This window comes from Paraburkholderia sp. GAS199, assembly GCF_050436585.1.
In the GTDB taxonomy this organism is placed as follows: domain Bacteria; phylum Pseudomonadota; class Gammaproteobacteria; order Burkholderiales; family Burkholderiaceae; genus Paraburkholderia.
The window spans coordinates 308104-333633 of the sequence record NZ_JBNDMM010000007.1 but is presented as its reverse complement, the minus strand read 5'-3'; the positions used below and the strand labels follow the sequence as shown (position 1 = coordinate 333633).

General features: G+C 62.7%; 21 protein-coding genes. 7 read left to right on the top strand and 14 right to left on the bottom strand.

The annotated features are described in order from the left end of the window. Positions 1-51: 51 nt before the first annotated feature. Complete coding sequence (locus tag P3T18_RS25960; RefSeq protein WP_429302816.1) at positions 52-621, bottom strand: hypothetical protein; 570 nt, start codon at positions 619-621, stop codon at positions 52-54. Positions 622-908: 287 nt separating this feature from the next. Between P3T18_RS25960 and P3T18_RS25955 the strand changes: the two genes are divergently transcribed. Next, complete coding sequence (locus P3T18_RS25955) at positions 909-1526, top strand: cadmium resistance transporter (protein WP_429302815.1); 618 nt, start codon at positions 909-911, stop codon at positions 1524-1526. Positions 1527-1626: 100 nt separating this feature from the next. On the opposite strand, the gene P3T18_RS25950 is transcribed toward P3T18_RS25955, so the two are convergent. Beyond that, positions 1627-1956 carry a hypothetical protein gene (locus P3T18_RS25950; protein ID WP_429302814.1) on the bottom strand — a complete coding sequence of 110 codons (330 nt, stop codon included), beginning with the start codon at positions 1954-1956 and terminating at the stop codon, positions 1627-1629. Between the two features lie 371 nt (positions 1957-2327). Here P3T18_RS25950 and P3T18_RS25945 point away from each other — a divergent pair, with 371 nt between their 5' ends. Both P3T18_RS25945 and leuA read left to right on the top strand, forming a co-directional pair. Then, on the top strand, positions 2328-3134 hold the full coding sequence (locus tag P3T18_RS25945; protein ID WP_429302993.1) for a class I SAM-dependent methyltransferase: 807 nt from the start codon (positions 2328-2330) through the stop codon (positions 3132-3134). Between the two features lie 289 nt (positions 3135-3423). Next, positions 3424-5142, top strand: coding sequence for a 2-isopropylmalate synthase (gene leuA, locus P3T18_RS25940; protein WP_429302813.1), 1719 nt, complete (start codon positions 3424-3426; stop codon positions 5140-5142). A gap of 198 nt (positions 5143-5340) precedes the next feature. Here the strand turns inward: leuA and P3T18_RS25935 are convergent, their stop codons facing one another. The 8 genes from P3T18_RS25935 to P3T18_RS25900 all read right to left on the bottom strand — a co-directional run bounded on the left by P3T18_RS25935 (position 5341) and on the right by P3T18_RS25900 (position 15316). Then, a complete protein-coding gene (locus tag P3T18_RS25935; protein ID WP_429302812.1) occupies positions 5341-6108 on the bottom strand; it encodes an amino acid ABC transporter ATP-binding protein in 768 nt (255 codons plus the stop codon). Then, the gene (locus P3T18_RS25930; protein ID WP_429302811.1) at positions 6108-6785 is read right to left on the bottom strand and encodes an amino acid ABC transporter permease; all 678 of its coding nucleotides are present in this window, start codon (positions 6783-6785) and stop codon (positions 6108-6110) included. The genes P3T18_RS25935 and P3T18_RS25930 overlap by 1 nt, the downstream gene beginning before the upstream one ends. Positions 6786-6807: 22 nt before the next feature. Beyond that, positions 6808-7590 carry an amino acid ABC transporter substrate-binding protein gene (locus tag P3T18_RS25925; RefSeq protein ID WP_429302810.1) on the bottom strand — a complete coding sequence of 261 codons (783 nt, stop codon included), beginning with the start codon at positions 7588-7590 and terminating at the stop codon, positions 6808-6810. A 374-nt stretch (positions 7591-7964) separates the two neighbouring features. Next, complete coding sequence (hydA, locus tag P3T18_RS25920) at positions 7965-9416, bottom strand: dihydropyrimidinase (protein WP_429302809.1); 1452 nt, start codon at positions 9414-9416, stop codon at positions 7965-7967. Positions 9417-9503: 87 nt separating this feature from the next. Further along, on the bottom strand, positions 9504-11015 hold the full coding sequence (locus P3T18_RS25915) for an NCS1 family nucleobase:cation symporter-1 (RefSeq protein WP_429302808.1): 1512 nt from the start codon (positions 11013-11015) through the stop codon (positions 9504-9506). Between the two features lie 119 nt (positions 11016-11134). Continuing rightward, the gene (gene preA / locus P3T18_RS25910) at positions 11135-12484 is read right to left on the bottom strand and encodes an NAD-dependent dihydropyrimidine dehydrogenase subunit PreA (RefSeq protein WP_429302807.1); all 1350 of its coding nucleotides are present in this window, start codon (positions 12482-12484) and stop codon (positions 11135-11137) included. A 72-nt stretch (positions 12485-12556) separates the two neighbouring features. After that, the gene (locus tag P3T18_RS25905; RefSeq protein WP_429302806.1) at positions 12557-13906 is read right to left on the bottom strand and encodes an NAD(P)-dependent oxidoreductase; all 1350 of its coding nucleotides are present in this window, start codon (positions 13904-13906) and stop codon (positions 12557-12559) included. A 129-nt stretch (positions 13907-14035) separates the two neighbouring features. Beyond that, positions 14036-15316 (bottom strand): Zn-dependent hydrolase, encoded by a 1281-nt coding sequence (locus P3T18_RS25900; protein ID WP_429302805.1) that lies wholly within the window; start codon positions 15314-15316, stop codon positions 14036-14038. Positions 15317-15618: 302 nt separating this feature from the next. Here P3T18_RS25900 and P3T18_RS25895 point away from each other — a divergent pair, with 302 nt between their 5' ends. Continuing rightward, positions 15619-16377 carry a TetR/AcrR family transcriptional regulator gene (locus P3T18_RS25895; protein WP_429302804.1) on the top strand — a complete coding sequence of 253 codons (759 nt, stop codon included), beginning with the start codon at positions 15619-15621 and terminating at the stop codon, positions 16375-16377. A gap of 74 nt (positions 16378-16451) precedes the next feature. On the opposite strand, the gene boxA is transcribed toward P3T18_RS25895, so the two are convergent. From boxA to P3T18_RS25875, 4 genes are all read right to left on the bottom strand, one after another. Continuing rightward, positions 16452-17696 carry a benzoyl-CoA 2,3-epoxidase subunit BoxA gene (gene boxA / locus P3T18_RS25890; protein WP_429302803.1) on the bottom strand — a complete coding sequence of 415 codons (1245 nt, stop codon included), beginning with the start codon at positions 17694-17696 and terminating at the stop codon, positions 16452-16454. 44 nt (positions 17697-17740) lie between these two features. After that, on the bottom strand, positions 17741-19168 hold the full coding sequence (boxB, locus tag P3T18_RS25885; RefSeq protein WP_429302802.1) for a benzoyl-CoA 2,3-epoxidase subunit BoxB: 1428 nt from the start codon (positions 19166-19168) through the stop codon (positions 17741-17743). A gap of 55 nt (positions 19169-19223) precedes the next feature. Continuing rightward, on the bottom strand, positions 19224-20903 hold the full coding sequence (gene boxC, locus P3T18_RS25880; protein ID WP_429302801.1) for a 2,3-epoxybenzoyl-CoA dihydrolase: 1680 nt from the start codon (positions 20901-20903) through the stop codon (positions 19224-19226). A 138-nt stretch (positions 20904-21041) separates the two neighbouring features. After that, positions 21042-22001 carry a helix-turn-helix transcriptional regulator gene (locus P3T18_RS25875; protein WP_429302800.1) on the bottom strand — a complete coding sequence of 320 codons (960 nt, stop codon included), beginning with the start codon at positions 21999-22001 and terminating at the stop codon, positions 21042-21044. Between the two features lie 182 nt (positions 22002-22183). Between P3T18_RS25875 and P3T18_RS25870 the strand changes: the two genes are divergently transcribed. The 3 genes from P3T18_RS25870 (at position 22184) to P3T18_RS25860 (ending at position 25263) form a co-directional block, all read left to right on the top strand. Next, positions 22184-22696 carry a DUF4863 family protein gene (locus P3T18_RS25870; protein WP_429302799.1) on the top strand — a complete coding sequence of 171 codons (513 nt, stop codon included), beginning with the start codon at positions 22184-22186 and terminating at the stop codon, positions 22694-22696. Positions 22697-22792: 96 nt separating this feature from the next. After that, positions 22793-24385, top strand: coding sequence for a benzoate-CoA ligase family protein (locus P3T18_RS25865; protein WP_429302798.1), 1593 nt, complete (start codon positions 22793-22795; stop codon positions 24383-24385). A gap of 17 nt (positions 24386-24402) precedes the next feature. Beyond that, entirely contained in the window at positions 24403-25263 is an 861-nt protein-coding gene (locus P3T18_RS25860) for an alpha/beta fold hydrolase (protein WP_429302797.1), read from the top strand. Positions 25264-25530: the final 267 nt, after the last annotated feature.

The following is a 25530-nucleotide window of genomic DNA, read 5'->3' as shown; positions in this document are numbered from 1 at the left end:
TATGCCAATCATCACATGCTGGCCGCGGCCGGCATGTGAAACTGCGAAGCGTTATTGCGTCGCTTCGCTCGCCGCCTCGGGTGGCGTGGCGAGTTTGGCAGGCGCCAGCCAGTTGAATGCGTCGAGCATCGAACCGTGATAGGTGCACTCGGCAGCCGCCGGCGTCGTCAATTTCAACGGCTTAACAGGCTTGAGCGAAGCGGCTTCGGCACCCGAAGCCGCGAGGCCGGCAGAAGCCGCCGATGCCACGGCAGCGCCCGAAGCCATCGCAGCGTCCGACGCAGCAGCAGCAACTGTCGCAACCCCAACACCCGAAGCCGCGCGCGCGCCCGAGGCCGCAAGCGGCGCACTCGCCGCCCGCGCGAGCGACGCGACCTGCGCTTCGGACGCGGCCAACTCCGCCGCGGTCTGCACGTGTTCGATCGAACCCTCCACGACTACCCGCGAACCGCCGATCGCCACACCCGTGTGACCGATCTTCAGTGTGTCCGACGAGGTTTCCGCGAACTTGCTGCGCATCAACTGCTCGCACGCGTCCGAGTTCTTGTAGACGGCCGTGCAGGCCGCGAGCAGTGCGGCCGCCGTCGCGACGCAGGCGATGGAGAGAATCCGAATCTTCATTAATATTCCGTTTTTCAGGCTGTCGGCAATTGTAGCTTACGGACCGGCGCTCGACAGTGACACCGCGCGCCGCCCAAAGCCGCTCAATGACGCCGGACGGCCGTCGCCGGCATGCCGTGTGCAAGCAAGGTCAAATGGTCAAGTGGATTGCGTCGGGATGACTTGACCGCGCCGGTTCGCATTGGCATCGTGTCGGCGGCCACGCGGCTTTCGTCGCCACTAGCCTGCCCTCGCGTGCGGCCACAACTCATCACCCCCTCAACCAGTCGACTCAACGGCCTTCCCGCATGCTCAGCCTTGCCCTGCTCGCCATCGCCGCGTATGCCGCCACCAATGTCGACAACCTGTTCGTGCTGCTGGCGTTCCTGTCCGAGCCTGGCGGCAGGCGGGCGCAGGTCATCGGCGGGCAGTTCATCGGCTCGCTGGCGCTGATCGCGGCGGCGCTCCTGCTGGCCGCCCTGCTGACGCGGTTGCCCGCGGGCTACGTGGGACTACTGGGCATCCTGCCGATCGGCGTCGGTGTTTCGAAAGCGTGGCATGGACGCAAAACGTTTTGCCGAGCCAGCGCGCACAAGGAAGACGACGAGCAGGAAACGCGGCGCATCGCCCGTGGATCGTCGTGGTGGACGGTGGCGTGCGTGGCAATCGCCAACGGTTCCGACAACCTCGCCGTCTACGTGCCGCTTTACGCGAGCCACGCCCACGGCGAAAGCGCCGTCATTTCGCTGGTTTTTGTGTTGATGATCGGTGTCTGGTGCGCGGGCGCGGTCTGGCTGGTCGGGCATCCGCTGCTGGGCGCACCGATCCGGCGCTACGGCAACACGTTGCTACCGCTGGTTTTGATCGTCATCGGCGTCTCGGTCATCGTGCAGAACGGCACGCTGCCATTCGTTTTCGGCCTTTGACGACGACAGGCCGGCACACCTATCCGGCAAGACGGCATGGTCCATGCAGGATGCGCCGCGACGAGCGCGCGATGCAGCACGGCCACCAATTGCATTCGCTTTAGTTCGACGGCGTCTGCGGCTGAACGTAAGTACGCACTCCGGCGAGCGGCGATCCATAGCCGCCGGAATTCGTGTGATTCGGCAGGCCGTTGACGAGCTGCGCGCGCGGATCGGTCGGGTTCAGATTCATTTCGCCCGCCTGCTGGTTGCCATGCGTCGGATATTCGCTGCCGCGCGGCGCGTTCGGCATCAGTCGCGTGCTGTTTTGCGGCGCGTTGACGTCGTCCTGTACGCTCAGCCCCTGAGCGCCGGCTTGCGCAGCAAGCGCACACGCGGCCACGCACAACACGGCCCGCAATGCCGCCGGGATCCTCGATGCTTGTTTCATATCTGCCTCCAGCAAAATGGATGAGAAAGCGCTAGTGGCCGCGGAGCCGGTTCAGGCGATCGTGCGCACGCGGCACACGCCGATCACATTGGTTATACGCGCGGCGCCGGGCTTCGGATTCGACCTGGCCGTCCATGACGCGAGCGCTCACGGAAACCGAACCGCCATCTATCCTTATGCCAAATGCCGATTTCTTTCCGTCCGGATCGCGCCTGATAATAGACGTCATGAAAAGCCAAACTATTCCCAAGCTCCACGCCCAGTACGCCCGATACAGCGAAAGCGCCCCGCTCGCCCACTCCGGCCAGCCCGTTGCCCGGCCGCGCCGCCGACCCGCTCTCCGCCGTACGCTGGGCATGCTCGGCGCGCTGATGCTGCTTGCGGCTTGCGCCACGCCGCCGGTGTCGGCGCCGTCCGCGAATGTGGATCCCGCCGCACTGGACGCCGCAATTTCCGGACCGCAGCGCACCGACAAGGCGCGTGCGCGCGACGTCTACCGTCATCCCAGGGAAACGCTGAGCTTTTTTGAAGTGACGCCGTCTTCCAGCGTGCTGGAGATCGCGCCGGGCGGCGGCTGGTACACCGACATTCTCGGCCCGTATCTGCGCGACCACGGCAAACTGTTCGAAGCGCAGTACGACAGCCCGAACGCGTCGCTGGCAGCGGAAGACCAGTCCGGTCGAACCGCCTTTGCGCAGCGGCTGGCGGCGTCGCCCGCGGTGTACGGAAACGTGACCGTCGGCACGCTGCACGACGGCAAGTTCGACGGTTTTCCGGCGAATGGCAGCGTGGACCGCGTGCTGACCTTCCGCAACATTCACAACTGGATCAAGGATGGCCAGATCGACGCAAACCTGCGCGCCTTCTACGCGGCGCTGAAGCCGGGCGGAATACTGGGCGTCGAGGAGCATCGGGCGGCGCCGGGCACCTCGCTGCAGCAAACCATCGACACCGGCTACGTCACCGAGGCGTACGTAATCGACCACGCGCGCGCGGCGGGCTTCGAGCTGGCCGGCGAAAGCGAAGTGAACGCCAATCCGCGCGACACGAAAAATTATCCGCATGGCGTGTGGTCGCTGCCGCCGACCTACGAAGGCGGCGACGCCGGACGGGCCACCTATGCAGCCATCGGCGAATCGGATCGCATGACCTTGCGGTTCGTCAAACCGTCCCGCTGAGCACCGATACACGGCAGCAATCCTCAGACGAAGCCGCGTCCGGCGCTTGACGCGGTCTCAATAATATGTTTTTATTGCGCACTATGTACCGCGCTCAGACCACCCTATCGCTACTACTAGCCCGCTCTACCGGGCTAGGTCTGCTGCTGCGCGCTTCCAACTGAAACACCCGAAGCTCCGCTGAATTCCCCAGTAACTGACCCAGCCCCGGTTTTCGACCGGCGGCCCTGCTTTGCGTTTTCGTCGTCCGGTCGACACTTCAAGCTAGTCGAACCCAAGGATGATGAAAATGTTGAAGAACCCTGCTTCCAAGTACCGCGCATTCAATCCCGTCCAGTTGCCGGACCGCCAGTGGCCGTCGCGTAGCATCACGCGCGCGCCGATCTGGATGAGCACCGATTTGCGCGACGGCAATCAGGCACTGTTCGAGCCGATGAACGCGCAACGCAAGATGCGCATGTTCAAGACGCTGGTGCAGATCGGTTTCAAGGAAATTGAAGTCGCGTTTCCGTCTGCCTCGCAGACCGACTTCAATTTCGTGCGTGAGCTGATCGAAGGGGGCCATATTCCCGACGACGTCACCATTGAAGTGCTGACCCAGGCGCGCGACGACCTGATCGAGCGCACGTTCGAATCGTTGCGCGGTGTCCCGCGCGCGATCGTCCACCTGTACAACGCCACGGCGCCGGAATTCCGCCGCATCGTGTTCGGCCTCGAAAAAAGCGGCGTGAAAGAGCTGGCGCAAAATGCCGCGCGCACCATGAAGCGTCTCGCCGACGCCGCGCCGGAAACGCACTTCACCTTGCAATACAGCCCGGAAGTGTTCAGCGGCACGGAAATCGAATTCGCCAAGGAAGTGTGCGACGCCGTGTTCGACATCTGGCAACCGACGCCCGAACACAAGGCCATCGTCAACCTGCCGGCGACAGTCGAAATGTCGACGCCTAATGTCTACGCCGACCAGATCGAATGGATGCACCGCAATCTCGCGCGACGCGACTCGCTGATCGTCTCCGTGCATCCGCACAACGATCGCGGCACCGCCGTCGCTGCAGCCGAGCTGGCAGTGATGGCCGGCGCGGATCGCGTCGAAGGCTGCCTGTTCGGCAATGGCGAACGCACGGGTAACGTCGACCTCGTCACGCTCGCGTTGAACCTCTACACGCAAGGCGTCGATCCGGAACTCGACTTCTCGAACATCAACGAAGTCGCGCGCACTGCCGAGGAATGCACGCAGTTGCCGGTGCATCCGCGTCATCCGTACGTCGGCGATCTGGTCTTCACGGCGTTCTCGGGTTCGCACCAGGATGCGATCAAGAAGGGCTTTGCCGTGCAGAAGCCGGACGCCATGTGGGAAGTGCCGTATATGCCGATCGATCCGAGCGATCTCGGCCGCACCTATGACTCCGTGATTCGCGTGAACAGCCAGTCCGGCAAGGGCGGCATTGCCTATCTGCTCGAGCAGAGCTACGGCGTGGTGTTGCCGCGTCGTTTGCAGGTCGATTTCAGCTCGGCAGTGCAGCGTTTCACCGACGACAGCGGCCAGGAAGTCACGCCCGCGCAGATCTGGGAACTGTTCCAGCAGGAATACGTGGAAAGCCACGCACCGGTGCGTTACGTGAGCCATAGCCTGTCCGAAAACGGCGACGGCGCGCGCATCAAGCTGACCGTCGATATTCACGGCACGCGCCGCGTGTTGAACGGCGAAGGCAATGGTCCGCTGGACGCGCTGATGCACGCGATGGGTGTGCCGGTGCGTGTGCAGCATTACGAAGAGCGCGCCCTGACACAAGGCGCCGATGCCAAGGCGATTGCCGTGGCCGAGATGGCAGGCGCGGATGTCGCGGGCAGCGCGTTTGGTGTCGGTGTCGATGCCAATCTGGTGACGGCTTCGATTCGCGCCGTGATCAGCGGCGTGAACCGCGCTTATGCACGCGCCAATGCAGCGGCACAGGAAGGCTTTTTCGACGTGGCACTGAACGGCGAAGCGGAGCGTGCTGCTGTTTGAGTACGTCCGATGCTTCGCAGTGAAAGCATGATCCTGTAGAGCCGCGCAAGATTCCGCGCGGCTTCACAGGAAACGGCAGTATCGAAGGAGCGCTCGAGAGCGCTCCTTTTCTTTTTCACCCGATCTTCCGGTGTCCAAAGCAAAATGCCCCGCGAGTCTCGCAACTCGCGGGGCATTCCGTTTTTTAAGCCGGGTGTTCTATTGCGTCCAGGCGTCGGGCAGACTGTGGGTCAGCGTCGACACGAAACGCGCCGTTTCCGCTTCTCGCGGCGTCATGAACACGTCGCGCGATGGACCGGACTCGACTATCACGCCATTGTTCAGAAACACCACGTCACGCGCGATCGTTGCAGCGAGTCGCAGATCGTGCGTCGCCATCAGCATCGTCATGCCTTCGGTGGCGAGTTGCTTGAGTACGTCCACCACTTCCGCAGCGAGACCTGGATCGAGCGCGGACGTGGGTTCGTCGCAGAGCAGCACTTCAGGCGACGGCGCCAGCGCCCGGGCAATCGCCACGCGTTGCTGCTGTCCGCCCGACAGCGTGGAAGGCCACGCGTCCGCCTTCTGCGCAATGCCTACTTTTTGCAGCAGTTCTTCCGCGCGGGCGGCGGCCCTTTCCTTGTCCCACTTCAACACGGTCAGCAGACCCTCCATGACGTTCTGCCGCACCGTGAGATGCGGAAACAACTGGAAGTTCTGGAACACCATACCCGTGCGACGACGAATGGTGAGCACCGTCTCACGCGATGGCTTGCTTTCACGGCTGAATTCGAGGCGCTGATCGCCGAGTTCGAGTGAACCGGACTCCGGAATTTCCAGCAGATTCACGCAGCGCAACAACGTACTTTTGCCGCTGCCGGACGGACCGATCAACGCCGTCACATTGCCCGGCTCGAGTTGCAGATTCACCGAATTCAGAACCCGGTTCTCGCCGAAGTACTTGTCGATTTTTTCCAGTCGGATCATTAGTTGCCCGCCTGGAAAAGTGCATGACGGCCGAACTTGCGCTCGAGCCGCACTTGCGCGGAAGACAACACCGAACTGAACACCAGATACACGAGTGCCGCTTCCGTATAGAGAATCAGCGGTTCGTAAGTGACGGACGCAATGCGTTGCGCGGCCTGAAAAACTTCCGGCACCGTGAGCACCGCCGCGAGCGACGTATCCTTCACGAGCGCAATGAACGAGTTCGACAGGGGCGGCAGCGCCACGCGCGCGGCCTGCGGAAGAATGGCGCGACGCAATGCCTGCTCGCGCGTCATTCCCATCGAATACGCCGCTTCCCACTGCCCTTTCGGGATCGACTCGATCACTCCGCGAATCACTTCGGAGTTATACGCGCCGACATTCAGCGAGAAGCCGATGATCGCCGCCGTCAACGGATCGAGCACGATGCCGACATTCGGCAAGCCGTAGAAAATGACGAATAGTTGCACCAGCAACGGCGAGCCGCGAAACAGCCACACGTAGAAGCGCACGATCGCGATCGCCCACTTCGGTCCGAATAGCCGGACCAGCGCCACGATGAACGCGAGCGCAATGCCGATGGCGAACGACGCCAGCGTGAGCGGCACGGTGAATACGAGCCCCGCGTACAGCAGGGGCCACAGCGACTGCGCCATCAGATGCAACCATGCCGGCATGATTCAGACTCGCGCGTGACGCTTATTGGGAGACGTCTTTACCGAAGTACTTCTGCGAAATCTTCGCATAGGTGCCGTCTTTCTTCATGTCGGCCAGCGCCTTGTCGAGTGCGGCGACGAATTCGGGGCTGCCCTTGCGCACCAGCACCGCCGATTTATCGCTACTGTCCGGCGAGGTGTCGATCGCGGCGATCTTCACCTTCGCGTCCGGCTTGTGCTTCTTGAAGTCGAGGAACGAGAGCGAATCGTTCACGGTCGCGTCGACGCGGCCCGAGGTCAGCAGATCGATCGACTCGTTGAAGCCCTGCACCGGGATCACGTTCGCGCCATGGGCCACCGCGATCTTGCCGAAGTTGCTGGTCAGCGTATTGGCGGACTTCTTGCCTTTCAGGTCGTCGAAGTTCTTGATCGTGTTGTTGTCCGACGCCACGATCAGCGCAGCGTGAGACGTGATGTACGGCTCGGAGAAATCGTATTTGGCCTTGCGCGCATCGGTCACGGCCACTTCGTTGATCACCGCGTCGTAGCGGTTCACGTCGAGACCGGCGATCAGACCGTCCCATTTCCCTTCGACGAATTGCGGCTTCACGCCCAGACGTTTGGCGATCTCGGTACCGATCTCGACGTCGAAACCGGTCAGCTTGCCCGATTCGTCATGGAACGTGAAAGGTGCGTAGGTGCCTTCGGTGCCGATCTTCAACACGCCGGCGGATTTGATCTGCGCGAGTTCGTCGGCGGCGAAAGCCGAACTCAGGGTCACCGCTTGCAGCAGCGCGATCAGCAGAATGGAACGAATCGACTTCATGAGGTGGCTCCGATAAGAGTGCGACGTCGGTTGCTAGGTCTTGTGTTTCGTCGGCGCCCGCCGGCCCACTCGGGCCCGGCGGAGTGGGCGGACTGTAGCAAACGGTCTGCGTTTTTACAAAGGATCAGGTTTCCGATCAATATGCGCATTCGTGCTAAGCGGACAGCCGGAGCCTCCGGCGCAGCATGGGTTTCGACTTTATAGCAGATAGTCGCAGACGCGGCATGCATCGCACCACGGAACACGGGGCGCACGCCATCGGGGAAAACGCGGGAGGGGCCGCCAGGCGCAGCAGGGGAGCGCGTGGCGGCTTCAGGAAAGATGGCGCGCGATCATGGCCGATCGCGCGCGCGGGGCCGGCTACTGCAAAGCGCTTACCGCTCCACCGGATGCGGTTCCTTCAGCTTATTGGCGACGCGGATTGCGTCGAAATAAGCGGGGTTAGGCGGACGCTTCAGATAGCGCCCGGCGCCGCGCTCGGCGCGCAGGTCGCCGTTGGTCCAGGCCAACGCGCCGCGTGTCAGCGTATGCATGGCCACGCCCTGCACGGTCATGCCTTCGAAGACGTTGAAGTCGACTTTCTGATGATGCGTCTTCACCGAAATCGTTCTGCTCGCCTGCGGGTCCCACACCACCAGATCAGCGTCCGCACCGACCTGCACCGCGCCTTTACGTGGATACAGATTGAAAATCTGCGCGGCGTTGGTCGAGGTGATTTTCACGAATTCGTTCGGCGTGAGACGTCCGGAATTCACGCCGTGATGCCACAGCACCGCCATGCGATCTTCCACGCCGCCGCAACCGTTCGGGATCTTCGTGAAGTCTTCGCGGCCCATGGCTTTCTGCGACGCGCAAAAAACACAGTGATCGGTGGCCGTGGTGTGCAACTGGCCCGCCTGCAAACCGCGCCACAATGCCTCGCGATGCTCGGCGGAGCGGAACGGCGGGCTCATCACGTGCGCCGCGGCACGCGTCCAGTCGGGATCGCGATACACCGCTTCGTCGATCACCAGATGGCCCGGCAGCACCTCGCCGAACACGCGCAGACCTTCGCTGCGGGCACGCGCGATGGCGTCGACCGCATCTTTCGCGGACACGTGCACGATATACACCGGCACGCCCAGCACCTGCGCAATACGGATCGCGCGATTGGCCGCCTCGCCCTCCACCTCCGGCGGACGCGACAAGGGATGCGCCTCCGGTCCCGTGAAGCCTTTCGCCAGCAGTTGACGCTGCAACTGGAACACCAGCTCGCCGTTCTCGGCATGCACGGTAGGCAGCGCGCCGAGTTCGAGCGAACGCGAGAAGCTGTTCACCAGCACTTCGTCGTCGGCCATGATCGCATTCTTGTAGGCCATGAAGTGCTTGAAGCTGGAGACGCCGTGCTCGTGCACCAGCGTACCCATGTCGCGATAAACGGAGTCGTCCCACCAGGTCACGGCAACGTGAAAGCCGTAATCCGCCGACGCTTTTTCCGCCCAGCCGCGCCACTCCCTGAACGCCTCCATCAGCGGCTGCTTAGGGCTCGGAATCACGAAGTCGATGATGCTGGTCGTGCCGCCCGACAAACCGGCCGCGGTGCCGGTGTAGAAGTCGTCGCTGGCCGTGGTGCCCATGAACGGCAACTCCATGTGCGTGTGCGGATCGATACCGCCGGGCATCACGTACTGACCGCCCGCGTCGACGATCGTCGCGCCCGCCGGCGCTTCCAGGTCCACTCCGATCTGCAGGATCGTGCCGCCGTCCTGAGGGTCCGCACACAACACGTCCGCACGGTACGTGTTCTCCGCGTCGATAATCGTGCCGCCGCGAATCAGGGTCGTCATGTTGCCGCCTCCTTATGAACTACTGGTTTTCCGTACTGCCCGCACGACGTTTTCGTGCGGCCTCGCCAAACCGATGTGCAATGCGCGCTATGCACGCGCCACCCGCGCGCTCGGTCCCTTGCTCAGTTTCATCCACGCGCTGTAGACGATCGACGCCAGCGCCAGTCCGACGAACCACGCATACGTATAGACCGTATTGAAGATCGCGGGCACGTTCGGGAACGATGCGGGAAAAGCGGTATGCAGAAAGCCCGGCAGATTCGGCAACACGCCGATCACCAGCGCCACCACTGCGCCGATATTCCAGCCGCCCGTATAGCTGTATTCGCCGTGCTCGTCGAACAGTTCGCGCGGATCGAGCCGTGTGCCGCGAATCAGGAAGTAGTCCACCATCAGAATGCCCGCCACTGGACCGAGCAGCGCCGAATAGCCGACCAGCCACGTGAAGATATAGCCTTGCGTGGTCGCGAGAATCTTCCACGGCATCATCACGATGGCGATGGTGGCGGTAATCATGCCGCCCACGCGATACGAAATACCCTTGGGCCACAGGCTCGAAAAATCATAAGCGGGACCGACGAGATTGGCCGCGAGATTGCAGCACATCGTATCGAGCGTGAGGATGATGAGCGCCACGCCCACGCCGATACCGGTCATGCGGCTCGTCAGGTCGATCGGGTCCCAGATCGCCTTGCCGTAAATCACGACCGTGGCGGACGTCACCACCACCGAGATGACGGAGAGCAGCGCCATCGGCACCGGCAAACCGATCGACTGTCCGACGATCTGGTCACGCTGCGTTCTGGCAAAACGCGTGAAGTCGGGAATGTTCAACGCGAGCGTGGCCCAGAAACCGACCATGGCGGTGAGACCCGGCCAGAATGTCGCCCAGAACAGGCCTTCTTTCTTGCCGCCCGCCACGAATTGCGACGGCGCCGACAGCATCGAACCGAGGCCGCCCGCTTTCGAGGTCGCCCACCACACCAGCGCGATACACATCACGATCTTGATCGGCGCGGACCAGCTTTCGAGCCAGCGGATCGAATCCGTGCCGTGCACGATGAAGTAAATCTGCAAGGCCCAGAACGCGAGGAAACACGCGAGCTGCGCGAGCGAGATGTCGAGAAACGGCAAGGCCGCGCCGTGCAGCGCATTGCCGGTGAGAATGTTCAGCAGCGTATAAATCGCGCTGCCGCCGAGCCACGTCTGAATGCCGTACCAGCCGCACGCGACGATGGCCCGCAGCATGGCCGGCAATTTCGCGCCCTGCACGCCGAACGACGAGCGCACCAGCACGGCATAGGGAATGCCGTGCTTCGCCCCCGCGTGGCCGATCAGCAGCATCGGCACCAGCACGATCAGATTGCCGAGCAGCACGGTCATCACCGCCTGCCACGGCGACATGCCCTCTTCCGTCAAGCCGGCCGCGAGCATGTACGACGCGATGTTCATCACCATCCCGACCCACAGCGCCGCGAAGTGATACCACCGCCACGTGCGCTGCGCGGTGCCGGTCGGCGCAAGGTCGTCGTTGTAGAGACTGCTGCCTTGCGCGCCGGCCGCGAACTGCGGGTCGACGGATTGCACTGTCTGCTTCATCGAAAGATCTCCACTGGATCGTTGAGCCCAACACGCGTTTTTAATAGTGCTGCCGGTCGCGCGTCGAGGCTTGAGGAAAACATCGCATCAGGCCGGGTGCCGCGTTCTTACGTCTGTTTTCAGGCCGCTTTCGCGGCCGCATGGGCGTGCGCCGGTTCCGCAGCCGCCTCGGTGCCGGCCTGACCAGACCCGGTGTCCGCGTCGCCCGCCTTCACGCGCGACGGGTTGTTCGGATGCGTCGTCCAGTTCGCGTACTCGCCGTTGTCCACCCGCTCCATCGAAATACATTGTTCGACCGGGCACACGTGCATGCAAAGATTGCAGCCCACACATTCGGAGTCCATCACTTCAAAATGCCGCACGCCATCTTTTTCTTTCATGATGGCCTGATGCGCGGTGTCTTCGCAGGCGATATGGCACAGGCCGCACTGGATGCACTTGTCCTGATCGATGCGCGCCTTGATGTCGTATTTGAGGTTCAGGTATTTCCAGTCAGTGACGTTCGGCACGGCCCGGCCGCGAATGTCGTCGAGCGTAGCGTAGCCCTTTTCGTCCATCCAGTTCGACAGGCCGTCGGCGAGATCGGTGACGATGCGAAAGCCGTAGTGCATGGCCGCCGTGCACACCTGCACGCTGCCCGCGCCCAGCACCATGAATTCTGCGGCATCGCGCCAGCTGGAAATACCGCCGATGCCGGAGATGGGCAGATTCGGCGTTTCCGGATCGCGCGCGATCTCGGCCACCATGTTCAGCGCGATCGGCTTCACGGCCGGTCCGCAATAGCCGCCGTGCGTGCCCTTGCCGTCCACCATCGGCAGCGGCGACATGGCGTCGAGATCCACCGCGACGATCGAGTTGATCGTGTTGATGAGCGAGACGCCGTCCGCGCCGCCCTTGTAGGCCGCACGCGAACCGAGACGGATGTCGCTGATGTTCGGCGTCAGCTTGACGAGACAGGGCAGCTTTGTGCCTTCCTTGACCCAGCGCGTCACCATCTCCACGTATTCGGGCACCTGTCCCACCGCCGCGCCCATGCCGCGCTCGCTCATGCCGTGCGGGCAACCGAAATTCAGTTCGACCGCGTCGGCGCCGGTATCTTCGACGAGCGGCAAAATCCATTTCCAGTCGCGCTCGTTGCACGGCACCATCAGCGAGACGATCATCGCGCGATCGGGCCAGTCGCGCTTCACCTGCGCGATTTCCTTGAGGTTCACGTCGAGTGGCCGGTCGGTAATCAGTTCGATATTGTTCAGCCCGGCGATCCGCTGGCCGTTCCACTGCACCGCGCCATAACGCGAACTCACGTTGACCACGTGCGGGTCCAGACCGAGCGTTTTCCACACGACGCCGCCCCAACCCGCTTCGAATGCGCGGTTCACGTTATAGGCTTTGTCGGTCGGCGGCGCAGAGGCGAGCCAGAAAGGATTCGGCGAAGTGATGCCGGCAATCGTACAGCGCAAATCGGCCATGTTCGGCTCCTTGGGGACTGCTGATTTTTATCTGGTGTACTGACGTGTTCTGTCTGACCTGGGCGAGACGGCTCACGCCGCCTTGATCGCCGTCCGTGCAAAATGCGCGTCGATCGCGGCGGCGGCAATCTTGCCGTCCTGCACGGCCTGCACCGTCAGATCGACACCACCGCTTGCCGCACAGTCGCCGCCCGCCCACACGTTCGGCAGCGAGGTCAGGCCGCTGCCGTCCACCGCAATGCGGCTGCCGTCGAGCGTCAGCAATTCATGGTCGATTCCCACGGGCACCAGGGTCTGGCCGATGGCCTTGAGCACCATGTCGGCCTCCACCACGAAGCGCTCCTGATGGCCCTCGCTCGACGTGCGCTCGAACTCGACACCCGTCACCACGCCATCCGCGCCGATGAGCCGCATCGGCGTGGCATGCGTGACGAGCGTCACGCCGCAGGTTTGCGCGAACTCGCGCTCGGCCCACGTCGCGCTCATCGACTCGACGCCGCGCCGATACACCATCGTCACCGACGTCGCGCCGAGCTTGCGGCTCTGCACGGCCGCATCCACCGCCGTATTGCCCCCGCCGATCACGACCACGCGCCGGCCCACCGCCACCGTGCCGACGTCGTCCGCCGAACGGATACGCTCGATGAAATCGACCGCGTTCATCACGCCGCTCAGGTCTTCGCCTTCCATGGCGAGCGCGCGCACGCCCGTCAGGCCGATAGCGAGAAACACCGCGTCGTGCTGTTTGCGCAGCACGTCGAGGCTGAAATCGCGGCCCAGCGACACGCCCTGTTCGATCGTGATGCCGCCGGTCGAACACAGCCATGCCACTTCACGCTGCGCGAAATCGTCGACGGTCTTGTACGCGGCAATACCGTATTCGTTCAGTCCACCCGCTTTCTCGTGCGCGTCGTACACGGTCACGCGATGACCCGCGAGCGCCAGCTTGTGTGCGCACGCGAGACCTGCCGGCCCCGCGCCGACCACCGCCACGTGCCGGCCCGTGTCGGCCGCGCGCTTGAAGAGCGGCTCGCCGCGCGCCATCGCCCAATCGGTTGCATGACGTTGCAATGCACCTATGGCGACTGGCTTCGCGTCCTGATGATTGCGCACGCAAGCGCCTTCGCAAAGAATCTCGGTGGGACACACGCGAGCGCACATGCCGCCCAGCGGATTCGCCGAGAGAATATCGACCGCCGCGCCCTTCAGATTGCCGTTGCCGATCTTGCGAATGAAGCTGGGAATGTCGATCTGCGTGGGACACGCGTTCACGCACGGCGCGTCGTAACAGTAGTGGCAGCGGCTCGCCGCTGCGGCGGCGGCGCTCGCGTCGAGTAGCGGCGCGACGTCGGCGAATTCGCACGAAAGCTGTTCGGGCGACAGCCGTTGGGCGGCTATATCGCCGGTTTGCTTGATGGCCATACGCGTTCCTTCTTCGATGTGAGGACGTAGCCGCTCCCGCCGGCTACGTTCGAACGGAGCCGGGACGGCGTGTTTTATGGGCACTACGGTGAAACGGATCAAGCAGGCATTGCCGTCACTGCAAAAGGTTTATGAAACCGGCTCGCATGCACGCTCCAGCATGGCGTGCAACAAAACGTTCGCGCCCGCTTCGATCCATTCGAAGGTCGCGTCTTCTATCTCGTTGTGACTGATCCCGTCCACGCATGGCACGAACACCATCGACGTGGGCGCCACCTGCGACAGATAACAGGCGTCGTGTCCCGCACCGGACACCATGTTGCGATGCGGATAACCGAAGCGTTCGGCCGCGGCGCGCACGGAACTCACGCAGGCGGCGTCGAACGCTACCGGCGCGTAGTAGAAAATCTGTTCGAGTTCGGTTTCGAGGCCGATGCCGCTCGCGATTTTTTCCACGCCTTCGCGCAAGGCGGCATCCATTTTCGCGAGCACGGCGTCGTCGGGATGACGGAAATCGACCGTGAAAAATACGCGGCCCGGAATCACGTTGCGTGAATTCGGATAGACCTGCAGCATGCCGACTGTCGCGCAGCCAAAGGGCGCGTTATCGAGGCCGATGCGGTTGACCAGATCGACCACGCGCGACGCACCGAGCAGCGCATCGCGACGACGCGGCATCGGCGTCGGGCCCGCATGCGCCTCCTGTCCGGTCAGCGTGATTTCATACCAGCGCTGGCCTTGCGCGTCCGTCACCACGCCGATCGTTTTCTGTTCGGCTTCGAGAATCGGCCCCTGTTCGATGTGTAATTCGAAGGCTGCATGCAAGGGCCGTCCGCCGCACGGCACGTCGCCCGCGTAACCGATCCGTTGCAGTTCTTCGCCGATGGTCTTGCCGTCCACGTCCTTGCGAGAAAGCCCGTATTCCAGCGTGAAAACGCCGGCGAACACACCCGAGGCCACCATGGCCGGCGCGAAGCGCGAGCCCTCCTCGTTGGTCCAGATCACGACCTCGACCGGATGCTCGGTTTCGATTCCGTGATCGTTCAGACTCCGAATCACTTCTAGTCCGCCGAGCACGCCGTAGATGCCGTCGAAGCGGCCGCCCGTCGGCTGGGAGTCGGCGTGCGAGCCGGTCATGACCGGCAGCGCGTCGGGATTGCGGCCGGCGCGCCGCATGAACACATTGCCCATCTGGTCGACGCTGACGGTACAGCCGGCTTCCTTCGCCCAGCCGACGATCAGATCGCGCCCTTCCTTGTCCAGGTCGGTGAGCGCGAGACGGCATACGCCGCCTTTGGGCGTCGCGCCGATCTTCGCCATCGTCATCAGGCTGTTCCACAGACGCTTGCCGTCGACCTTGATCGAGGTGCTGGGCCCAGCGGTTTTCAGCGCTTCGGATACCGCGTTCATTCGTCTCGCTCCTTTCGGTGAACCGACATGAAACTGGTGCATCGGCGACAATTTTTGGGGCGCCCCCGCACGGCGGCGGTGCACACCCGAAGTCCGGATTCGCTCGATCTGGAGAGGGCAAACCCTGGGGTCTCGCCCGCTTCTCCAATCCTGTCCAGTTGGACAGGTTGTAGCCGATTAACTTCGCCAAATCAATGCTTTTCGTGCGCTGAGAAACATAGCGAGAAGCGTGCCATTGCAGCGCAACACGACTTTTTCGCGGGTAGCGAATGCGCGTGTCGATCGGCGCTCAAACGACTAGAATGAAGCGCGACGCGGCACGGATGCCGACGAAGGCCAACATGAGAGACCACGACGTGGCTGCCGACATCACCGAAACCGAAGCTGAAAACGAAGAAAAGCCGTTACCTTTGCGGCGCCGCAAGGCACACATCCGCGAGTCCAACGAAGCGCATCTCCTGGCCTGCGCGGAAGCGGTTTTTGCGGAGCGCGGACTCGACGGCACCAGCACCGCGATGATCGCGGAGCGCGCCGGCTTACCGAAAGCCAACTTGCATTACTACTTCCCGACGAAGCTCGCCCTGTATCGCCGCGTGCTCGAAGACCTGTTCGAAGACTGGCATCGCGCCGCCGATACCTTCGAATGCAGCGACGATCCGGTCGAGGCAATCGGCGGCTACGTGCGCGCGAAAATGGAATTGTCGCGCCGCCGTCCGCTCGGCTCGAAAGTGTGGGCGAGCGAGATCATCCACGGCGCCGAACACATGGAAGATATTCTCACCGGCCGTGTGAAGCCGTGGCTCGATAGCCGCGTGAAAGTGATCGACAACTGGATCGCGCGCGGCCTGCTTGCGCCGGTCAATGCGCAAACGCTGATGTACATGATCTGGGCCACGACCCAGCATTACGCCGACTTCGACGCGCAGATCCGCGCGCTCAAGGGCAAACGCGCGCTGACGCAGAAGGCGTTCGAGGCCACCACGGAAGAAGTCGTGCAACTGGTGATTCGGGCGTGCGGCGCGATTTCTCCGGCGTCGCGCGAGAGGCCCGCCGCGAAATAGAAAATGGCCGCGTTGCGCTTGCAAGCGCTGCGGCCATATCGGTTTAGCTCGACACGTATTGCGTTTTCTTCGCTTCAGTAGGTTTCCAGATGCAAGCGCCCTTCGCGCTTCAGCTTCGCCCACAACACGTCCCAGTCCATCTGATGCTGCTCGCCGATTTCCTTCAGCGCCTGTAGCACGCCGTCTTCCATGCCTTTGAGGCCGCACACGTAGATATAGGTGCTGTCGTCCCTGAGCATCTGCGCCACATCGACCGCACGTTCCCGCATCGCGTCCTGCACGTAGCGCTTCGGCTGCCCCGGCGTGCGGGAAAACGCGAGATTGGTGTCGATGAAGTCTTTCGGCAGATTGGTCAGCGGGCCGAAATACGGCAGTTCCTCTTTCGTGCGCGCGCCGAAGAACAGCATGAGTTTGCCGGTCGCGCCTTTCAGACGACGGCGACGGCGATACTCCGTCATGGCGCGCATCGGCGCCGAACCCGTGCCGGTGCAGATCATCAGCAGATGCGAGTTCGGATGATTCGGCATCAGGAAGGTGCCGCCGAACGGCCCGATTACGTTGACGACATCGCCTTTCTTCAGGTCGCACAGGTAGTTCGAGCAGACGCCGTCGATCGTGTCGCCGTGCTGCTGGCTTACGCGTTTGACTGTCAGCGAGACATTGTTGTAACCGGGCCGCTCGCCGTCGCGCGGACTCGCGATCGAGTATTGGCGTGCATGGTGCGCGCGGCCATCGCCCGAAGCGCCGGGCGGCAGAATGCCGATCGATTGACCTTCGAGCACCGGAAACGGCATCGAACCGAAATCGAGCACGATATGGTGGATGTCGCTTTGCGTCGACGCATCTGTCAGCCGGTAGTTGCCCACCACGGTCGCGGTCGTGGGCTGCTTGTGCGTGTAGAGATTCACGTACGGTTTGGCAGCCGACCACGGCGGCACGACCGACCCGCGTACGGTATCCACTTCGATGCCGCTCGCCTCCGCCGGTGCGTCGCCTGTCGCGTCATTGGCGGCCGCGGCTTCGTCGGTTGCGGCGACGGCCATCGTATTCTGTTCGGGCAAGACGTCCCACGTGAACTGCTCGTCGATGGGGTACGCGTCGCTTCTGAGCACCGTGCGCCAGTTATCGATCGCACCCGTGGGACACGGCGGCACGCAGGCCATGCAGCCGTTGCAAATATCCGCCTTGACCACGTAGTTGTTGTCGTCGTGCGTGATCGCGTCGATCGGGCAAGTCTCTTCGCACGTATTGCAGCGAATGCAGATTTCCGGATCGATCAGATGCTGCCTGAGAACTTCGACCGATACTGGACCGTTCATGACTTCCTCCAGCTTCCGCTCAGTTTTGCGCTTATTTTCTACTCTTAATTGAAGCGTACGTACTCGAAATCCACCGGCTGCCGGTTCACGCCCATGGCCGGCGGTGCGATCCAGTTGGCGAACTTGCCGGGCTCGGACACGCGTCCCATGAGCGATGCAACGAAGGCGCGATCTTCCGGCGTGGCCAGCCATTTCGCTTCATTGGCGGCCCATTCGGTTTCGCTCACCACGCGTCCATCGGGCGACACCCGCGTTCCCGCGAACGTGCCGATCTGCCGGTTGAACGCCTTGTGCGGCACCGTCATGCGGAAATCGATGCCGGCTTTTTCCAGCACCTTGTTCCAGCGCCCCACGCCCGCCACGGAGTCCTTGATGTAATCGTCGCGCAGCACTTCGTTCATCGCGTTGAGCATCGGCACTTCGCGCTCGGTCAGCTTGCCGTCCTGTACATCGAGCAGCTTATAGCTCTGACCGTCGAGGCGATGATCGTCGTCGCGCTTGTTTTCTTCGTAGCGGCCTTTCAGGCCCGAGCTATAGAACGTGGCCGCATTCGACGAATGATCCGCGCCGAACAGGTCGATCGTGACCGAGTAATGGAAGTTCAGATAACGCTGAATAGTCGGCAGGTCGATCACACCGGCCGCGCGAATCTTCGCGACGTCGTCGGTGCCGAGTTCGTTCATGACCTGGGCGGTGCGCTGGATCACGCGCGACACGCCGGATTCGCCCACGAACATGTGATGCGCTTCTTCGGTCAACATGAACTTCGTGGTGCGTGCAAGCGGATCGAAGCCCGACTCCGCCAGCGCGGACAACTGGAATTTGCCGTCGCGGTCGGTGAAATAGGTGAACATGTAGAACGCGAGCCAGTCCGGCGTCTTTTCGTTGAACGCGCCGAGAATGCGTGGATTGTCGTCGTCGCCCGAACGACGGCCGAGCAATGCTTCGGCTTCCTCACGACCGTCGCGTCCAAAATAACGATGCAGAAGATACACCATGGCCCACAGGTGCCGCCCTTCTTCCACGTTCACCTGAAAGAGATTGCGCAGGTCGTACATGGAGGGCGCAGTGAGCCCCAGATGCCGCTGCTGTTCGACCGAGGCCGGTTCCGTGTCGCCCTGCGTCACGATAATGCGGCGCAGATTCGCGCGGTGTTCGCCGGGCACGTCCTGCCATGCGGCCTCGCCCTTGTGCTCGCCGAAATGGATCTTGCGGTCCTGCTCGCCGGGCGTGAGAAAAATGCCCCAGCGGTAGTCCGGCATCTTCACGTGATCGAAATGCGCCCAGCCGCCCGCATCGACGCTCACCGCCGTGCGCAGATAAACGTCGTAGCCGTGCGAGCCTTCGGGGCCCATATCGCCCCACCACGACAGAAAATTCGGCTGCCACTGTTCGAGCGCGCGCTGCAAGGCGCGGTCGTCGGCGAGATTGACGTTGTTCGGAATCTTGTCGCTGTAATTGATGGTTGACATGATCGATATCCTGGTCGAAAACGTAGTGCCCGGTCGGAATGAAGCGCTGCGCGAATCAGACGCGCGAGACGTCGAATTGCGCCTTGCTGCCCTTGCCGTACACCTTGAGCGCGCCCTTCTCGCCCACTGCATTCGGCCGGTTGAAAATCCAGTTCTGCCACGCGGTGAGACGGCCGAAAATGCGCGTCTCCATCGTCTCCGGACCGTTGAAGCGCAGATTGGCTTCGAGTCCCGTCAATGCATCGGGCGACATCGCCGCGCGCTCTTCGAGCGCAATGCGAATTTCGTCGGCCCAGTCGATGTCGTCCGGCGACGCCGTCACCAGACCGAGACGCTCTGCTTCGACCGGCCTGATCGCCTGACCGATCTTCGCGCGCACCGCATCGAGCGGCGCCGCTTCTTCGTAGAAACGGCGCGCGAGTCGCGATTGATGCGTCACCATCGGATAAAGACCGAAGTTCACTTCCGAGAGCGTGAGCGCCGGTTCCTCGTCTTCGTTGGACGGCAGCGCGGCCATATACGTGCGATCCGCAGCGAACGCGAGTTCCGCGAACGTGCCCGCGAAACACGAGCCCGGCTCGATCAGCGCGAACAGCGAACGCGACGACACGTCGATACGCGCGAGCGTACGGCGCAGCAATCCGATGGTCTCGCGCACGAACCAGTGGTCGCGGTGCTGCATAAGCGTGGCGTCGACGGCCAGCAGATGACTCGCGTCGCCTTCGGTTTTCAGAATCCAGGTGCCGACTTCGAGTTCGTTGGTGCGCATCGACAGAATCGCGTCGTCGAATTCACGCGCGAATTGCAGCGGCCACCAGTTCACGCCGGCCGCGACGATGGCGTCGATGTCTTCCGGTTGCGCCGTTGGCGGCGCTTTTGCGGTGAACGTGGCGACGCGCTTCGCACGATCGATGCTGACGTCCAGCGTTTTGTACGTGAGCCCGTCTTCGCGGTCCGTACGCTCGATGCGCGTGAGCGTCACGCCTCTGGCGTCCGCGGGACGATCGCTTTGCTGCGCGAGTTCGAGCGCGCGCGCCTGAATGGCCTGATCGAACTGATTCGGTTTGACGACTTCATCCACCAGACGCCATTCCTTTGCGCGCTCGCCGCGAATGCCCTCCACCACGGTACAGAAAATGTCGGCGCGGTCGTGACGCACTTTGCGTTTGTCGGTGACGCGAGTCAGACCGCCAGTGCCCGGCAAGACGCCGAGCAAAGGCACTTCCGGCAAGGAGACCGACGAAGAGCGATCGTCCACCAGATAGATTTCGTCGCACGCGAGAGCGAGTTCGTAGCCGCCACCGGCGCAGGCGCCGTTCACCGCCGCGAGAAACTTCAAACCCGAATGGCGCGACGAGTCTTCCAGACCGTTGCGCGTCTCGTTCGTGAACTTGCAGAAATTGACCTTCCACGCGTGCGTGGAGAGACCCAGCATGAAGATGTTCGCGCCCGAACAGAACACGCGGTCCTTGAGGCTCGTCAGCACCACCGTTCTGACTTCGGGATGCTCGAAACGAATGCGCTGGATGGCGTCGTGCAGTTCGATATCGACGCCGAGATCGTATGAATTCAGCTTCAGTTTGTAACCGTCGCGAATCCCGCCTTCTTCGGCGATATCGATGCCGAGCGTCGCCACCGGGCCGTTGAAGCTCAGCTTCCAGTGCCTGTATTGCGAGGGATCGGTGCGGTAGTCGACCCGCGCGGCCGGCGCGAGGACAGTCTCTGCTGTGGACATGGGGCGTCTCCTGACTGGACGATGCAAATCTTGTTTTTTGAACAATAGTGCATCGTCACACCCATGTAAAGCATTTTAGTGCATGTTAGTGCTGGGCGCGCGGGTAAACGCCGAGTCGAGCCGCCTCTAACTGCCGAGTCACATCACGCGTGTTTCGTCCGGCGTTTCCGCCGCGAGTCTTGCCGCGAGCCGGTCGCGCAATTGCAGATAGGCGTCCGCGAGCGTCTTTTCGCTGGTGTCGAAGGTCATGTCGGCGCGGCCGTACAACTCGCTGCGTCCCGCGAGAATGCGCTTGAGGTCGTCCATGGCTTCCCGGTTGCCGGACATCGGCCGCAGATCTCCTTGCGCGACCACCCGGCGCATATGCTCTTCCGGCGTGGCCTGCAACCACACCGTGTAGCAGTGCGAGAGTAGCGCGTTGAACGTGCCCGATTCGGACACCAGCCCGCCCGGCGACGCGATCACCGCGCGCTCGTGCTCCTGGATCACGGCCTCCAGCGCGCGATGCTCGTAGCGCCGGTAGGCGCTCGCCCCGTACAGCGAGTGAATCTCGGACGGCGGGCAGCCCGCCAGTTGCTCGATCACCCGCGTCAGTTCGACGAACGGCACCTTGCGCTCCTGCGCCAGCATGCGCCCAAGCGTGGATTTGCCGGCGCCGCGCAGGCCGATCAGCGCAATCCGGTCCTTGCGATGCGGATCGCGCGGGGCCTGCGCGAACATCTCGGCGAGCGCCACGCGCGCGCGCTGCAAAGCCGCCTGGTCGCGCCCTTGCAGCAATTCGCGGATCAGTAGCCATTCGGCGGAAGCCGTGGTTTCGTCGCCGATCACTTCGGCCAGCGGACAGTTCAGCGTGGCTGCAATTTGCCGCAATACCAGCACCGACGCATTGCCCACCCCGGATTCGAGATTCGCCAGATGCCGCTCCGACAGGCCGGTTTCGCTCGCCAGCGTCTTGCGTGTCATGCCGCGGCGCGCGCGCAGCAAACGCACACGCTCCCCCATGGCCGTGAGGAAAGGATCGCGCTCGCCTTTGGCGACGCGGCCGGCTTCGTCGTCGGCCGGTTCGTCCAGCTGCGCGGGAGAGTAATTCTGATTCATGTTTATCTGCCTCTCAACTTCGGTACATGTACTATAGTGCTTGACACGCACCGGGTGAACGGTTAATTTTCGCCAAATATCGATCCAATAACAAACGCTGCCGCACTATTCCGGCAGCGTCACGGAGACGGCGCGACGACCCGCATGAATCAGAATGCGGCCGCGTCGGCCTGGAGGCTCGCATGTCCCCACATGACTTCCAAAGCCTGATTGCGGGCATTACCGCGCAAATTGCCGGACGCCCGCTCGACGCCGATCTGGCGACATGGCTCAACTCGACCTGGCCCGCCGGCAGCCCAACGTTTCGCGAACTCGCAGCGGCTTGCCGAAGCGGCGTCGCCGAAGGCTGGCTGTGCAATCGCGAAGGCGGCGGCATCCGCTACGGACGCATTTTCAAGGCGCTGCCCGACACTCACGGCTTTTCCGTCGACGTGGTCGACATGAAAGATATTGCCGGCCCGCATCACGTTCACCCCAACGGCGAGATCGATCTGATCATGCCGCTCACCGAAGGCGCCACCTTCGACGGCCACGCGGCAGGCTGGTGCGTCTACGGTCCCGGCAGCGCGCATCGCCCTACAGTCTCGAATGGTCAGGCGCTGGTGCTGTATCTGCTGCCGCAAGGCGCGATCGAATTCACGGACGCACCGGGCCAGCCCAGCCGCCACACTGAATCACCGCTTGCCCCGCATTGACGCAATGGAATATTTGATTAGTCACCCTGAATAAAAGCGCATTGCGGCTCACGAGCACATAACCGCCGGACCGCCCCCACCCGTTGGAGGAGACACATGGAAGCCCTGCTGGAACCGGCGGCACATCAGCCCGCCCCGAGCGTCGAGCCGCCGCCCGCGCAATTCAATTTCGCAGCCCACCTGTTCCGTCTGAACCAGCCGCGCGCCGCCAAAACCGCTTATATCGACGACACCGCCAGCCTCGCCTACGGCGAACTCGAAGACCGCGCCCGCCGCTTTGCCAGCGCCTTGCGCGTGCTGGGCATCCACGCCGAAGAACGCGTGCTGCTGGTGATGCTCGACACGATCGAGTTGCCCGTCGCTTTTCTCGGCGCTCTGTATGCCGGCGTGGTACCGGTGATCGCGAACACGCTGCTGAGCACCGCCGATTACGTCTACATGCTCACGCACAGCCACGCGCGCGCCGTGATCGCCTCCGGCGCATTGCTCGGCAATGTCACGGCTGCGATGGCCGAAGCGGACCACGACGGCTGCCAACTGGTCGTGTCGAAACCTTTACCGGATGCGTCGTCTGATTTGCCCGTACTCGCGGACCTGATCGACGCCGCAACACCCGCCGCGAAATGCGCCGCGTCCGGCTGCGACGACATCGCGTTCTGGCTGTATTCGTCGGGCTCAACCGGCAAACCGAAAGGCACCGTGCATACGCACGCCAATCTCTACTGGACCGCCGAGTTGTACGGCAAGCCGATTCTGGGCATCGTGGAAAGCGACGTGGTGTTCTCGGCGGCCAAGCTGTTCTTCGCCTACGGTCTCGGCAACGGCTTGACGTTTCCACTGTCGGTCGGCGCCACGGCGGTCCTCATGGCCGAGCGTCCCACCGCCGACGCGATTTTCGCGCGGCTCGTGCGCTATCGGCCGACGGTGTTCTACGGCGTGCCCACGCTCTACGCCAGCATGCTCGTCTCGCCCTCACTGCCAGCACGCGCGGACGTCGCCATGCGCATCTGCACGTCCGCCGGCGAAGCCTTGCCGCGCGAAATCGGCGAGCGCTTTACCGCGCATTTCGGCTGCGAGATTCTCGACGGCATCGGCTCGACCGAGATGCTGCACATCTTCCTGTCGAATCGCGCCGGCGCGGTCGAATATGGCACGACCGGCCGTCCGGTGCCCGGCTATGAAGTCGAACTGCGCGACGAATCCGGGCGCGCCGTGGCGGACGGCGAAGTCGGCGATCTGTTTATCAAAGGCCCGAGTGCCGCGTTGATGTACTGGAGCAATCGCGAGAAGTCGCGCGCCACGTTTCTCGGCGAATGGATTCGCAGCGGCGACAAATATTGCCGCCTCGCCAACGGCTGCTACGTCTATGCCGGCCGCAGCGACGACATGCTCAAGGTCAGCGGTCAGTATGTCTCGCCGGTGGAAGTGGAAATGGTGCTGGTGCAGCACGGCGCCGTGCTCGAAGCGGCCGTGGTCGGCGTCGATCACGGCGGTCTCGTAAAAACGCGCGCGTTCGTCGTATTGAAGCGCGAATTCGCGCCGTCTGAGATACTGGCGCAGGAGTTGAAGGAGTTCGTGAAGGGACGGCTCGCGCCGCACAAGTACCCGCGCGACATCGTATTCACCGACGATCTGCCCAAAACCGCGACCGGCAAGATTCAACGCTTCAAGCTGCGCGAACAGTCATAACCGTTTCAGGATGATCCATGCAGAGTGCCGCTAACGCCGCTAACGCTTCCACCGGCGCCAGCGCCGGCGATTTCGCCGAGCTTCCCGCCACCGCGGCACGCGGATCGCTGCGCATCGAATATCGCTGGTTGAATGCGGCGGCTAGCGCGGCGGCTAGTGCGGCGCCGTTCGTGGTCTTTTTGCATGAAGGCCTCGGCTCGATCGCGATGTGGCGCGACTGGCCGCAGCAGCTATGCGAGCGCCTCGGCATGCGCGGCCTCGTCTATTCGCGGCCCGGCTATGGACTGTCCACGCCCCGTCCACACGACGTCAAATGGCCAGTGGATTTCATGAGCGAACAGGCGCGCGACGTTCTTCCCGCCCTGCTCGACGCGCTCGATATCGGTCCGGCCGAACGCCGGCGCATGTGGCTCGTCGGCCATAGCGACGGTGGATCGATCGCGCTGCTTTACGCGGCCCTGCATCCCGACGCGCTTGAGGGTGCGGTGGCAATCGCGCCGCACGTGTTCGTCGAAGATCTCTCGGTGTCGAGTATCGCGCAGACCAGGGTGTCGTACGAAACCACGGAGTTGCGCAACAAGCTCGGCCGTTACCACGCCGACGTCGATTCCGCCTTTTACGGCTGGAACGATATCTGGCTCGACCCGGCTTTCCGCGACTGGAATATCACGCGCGAGCTTGCGGCAATCAGCCAGCCGCTGCTCGCCGTGCAAGGCCACGACGACAACTACGGCACCATGGCGCAAATCGATGCTATTGCGCAACACGTTCCTCACGCCCGCCTTGTCAAACTTCACGCATGCGGACACTCGCCGCATCGCGACGCACCGGATGCATTGAACGAAGCCATCGCCGCCTTTATCTGCGCGCAGCGTTAATATCGCCGCCGCATGAATGCGCCTGGTGCCGAGCGCCGGGAAGGTTAAAAGCCGCGCTTCGATCGCGCGGCTTTTTATGCCTCGTAAATAAAACTACCTCACTCGAAACACGTCGTTCATGCGCGACTGAATCTTTACTCCTGACGATGCCATTGCAAAAGCATTCGGAATGCTTGTAGACTTCGCGGCAATGTCGCTGATTTCTTTAATGGCCCGTTAATAAAAAGTACAAAACCGTTGAGTGAATTCACACGCCTCAATGCACAC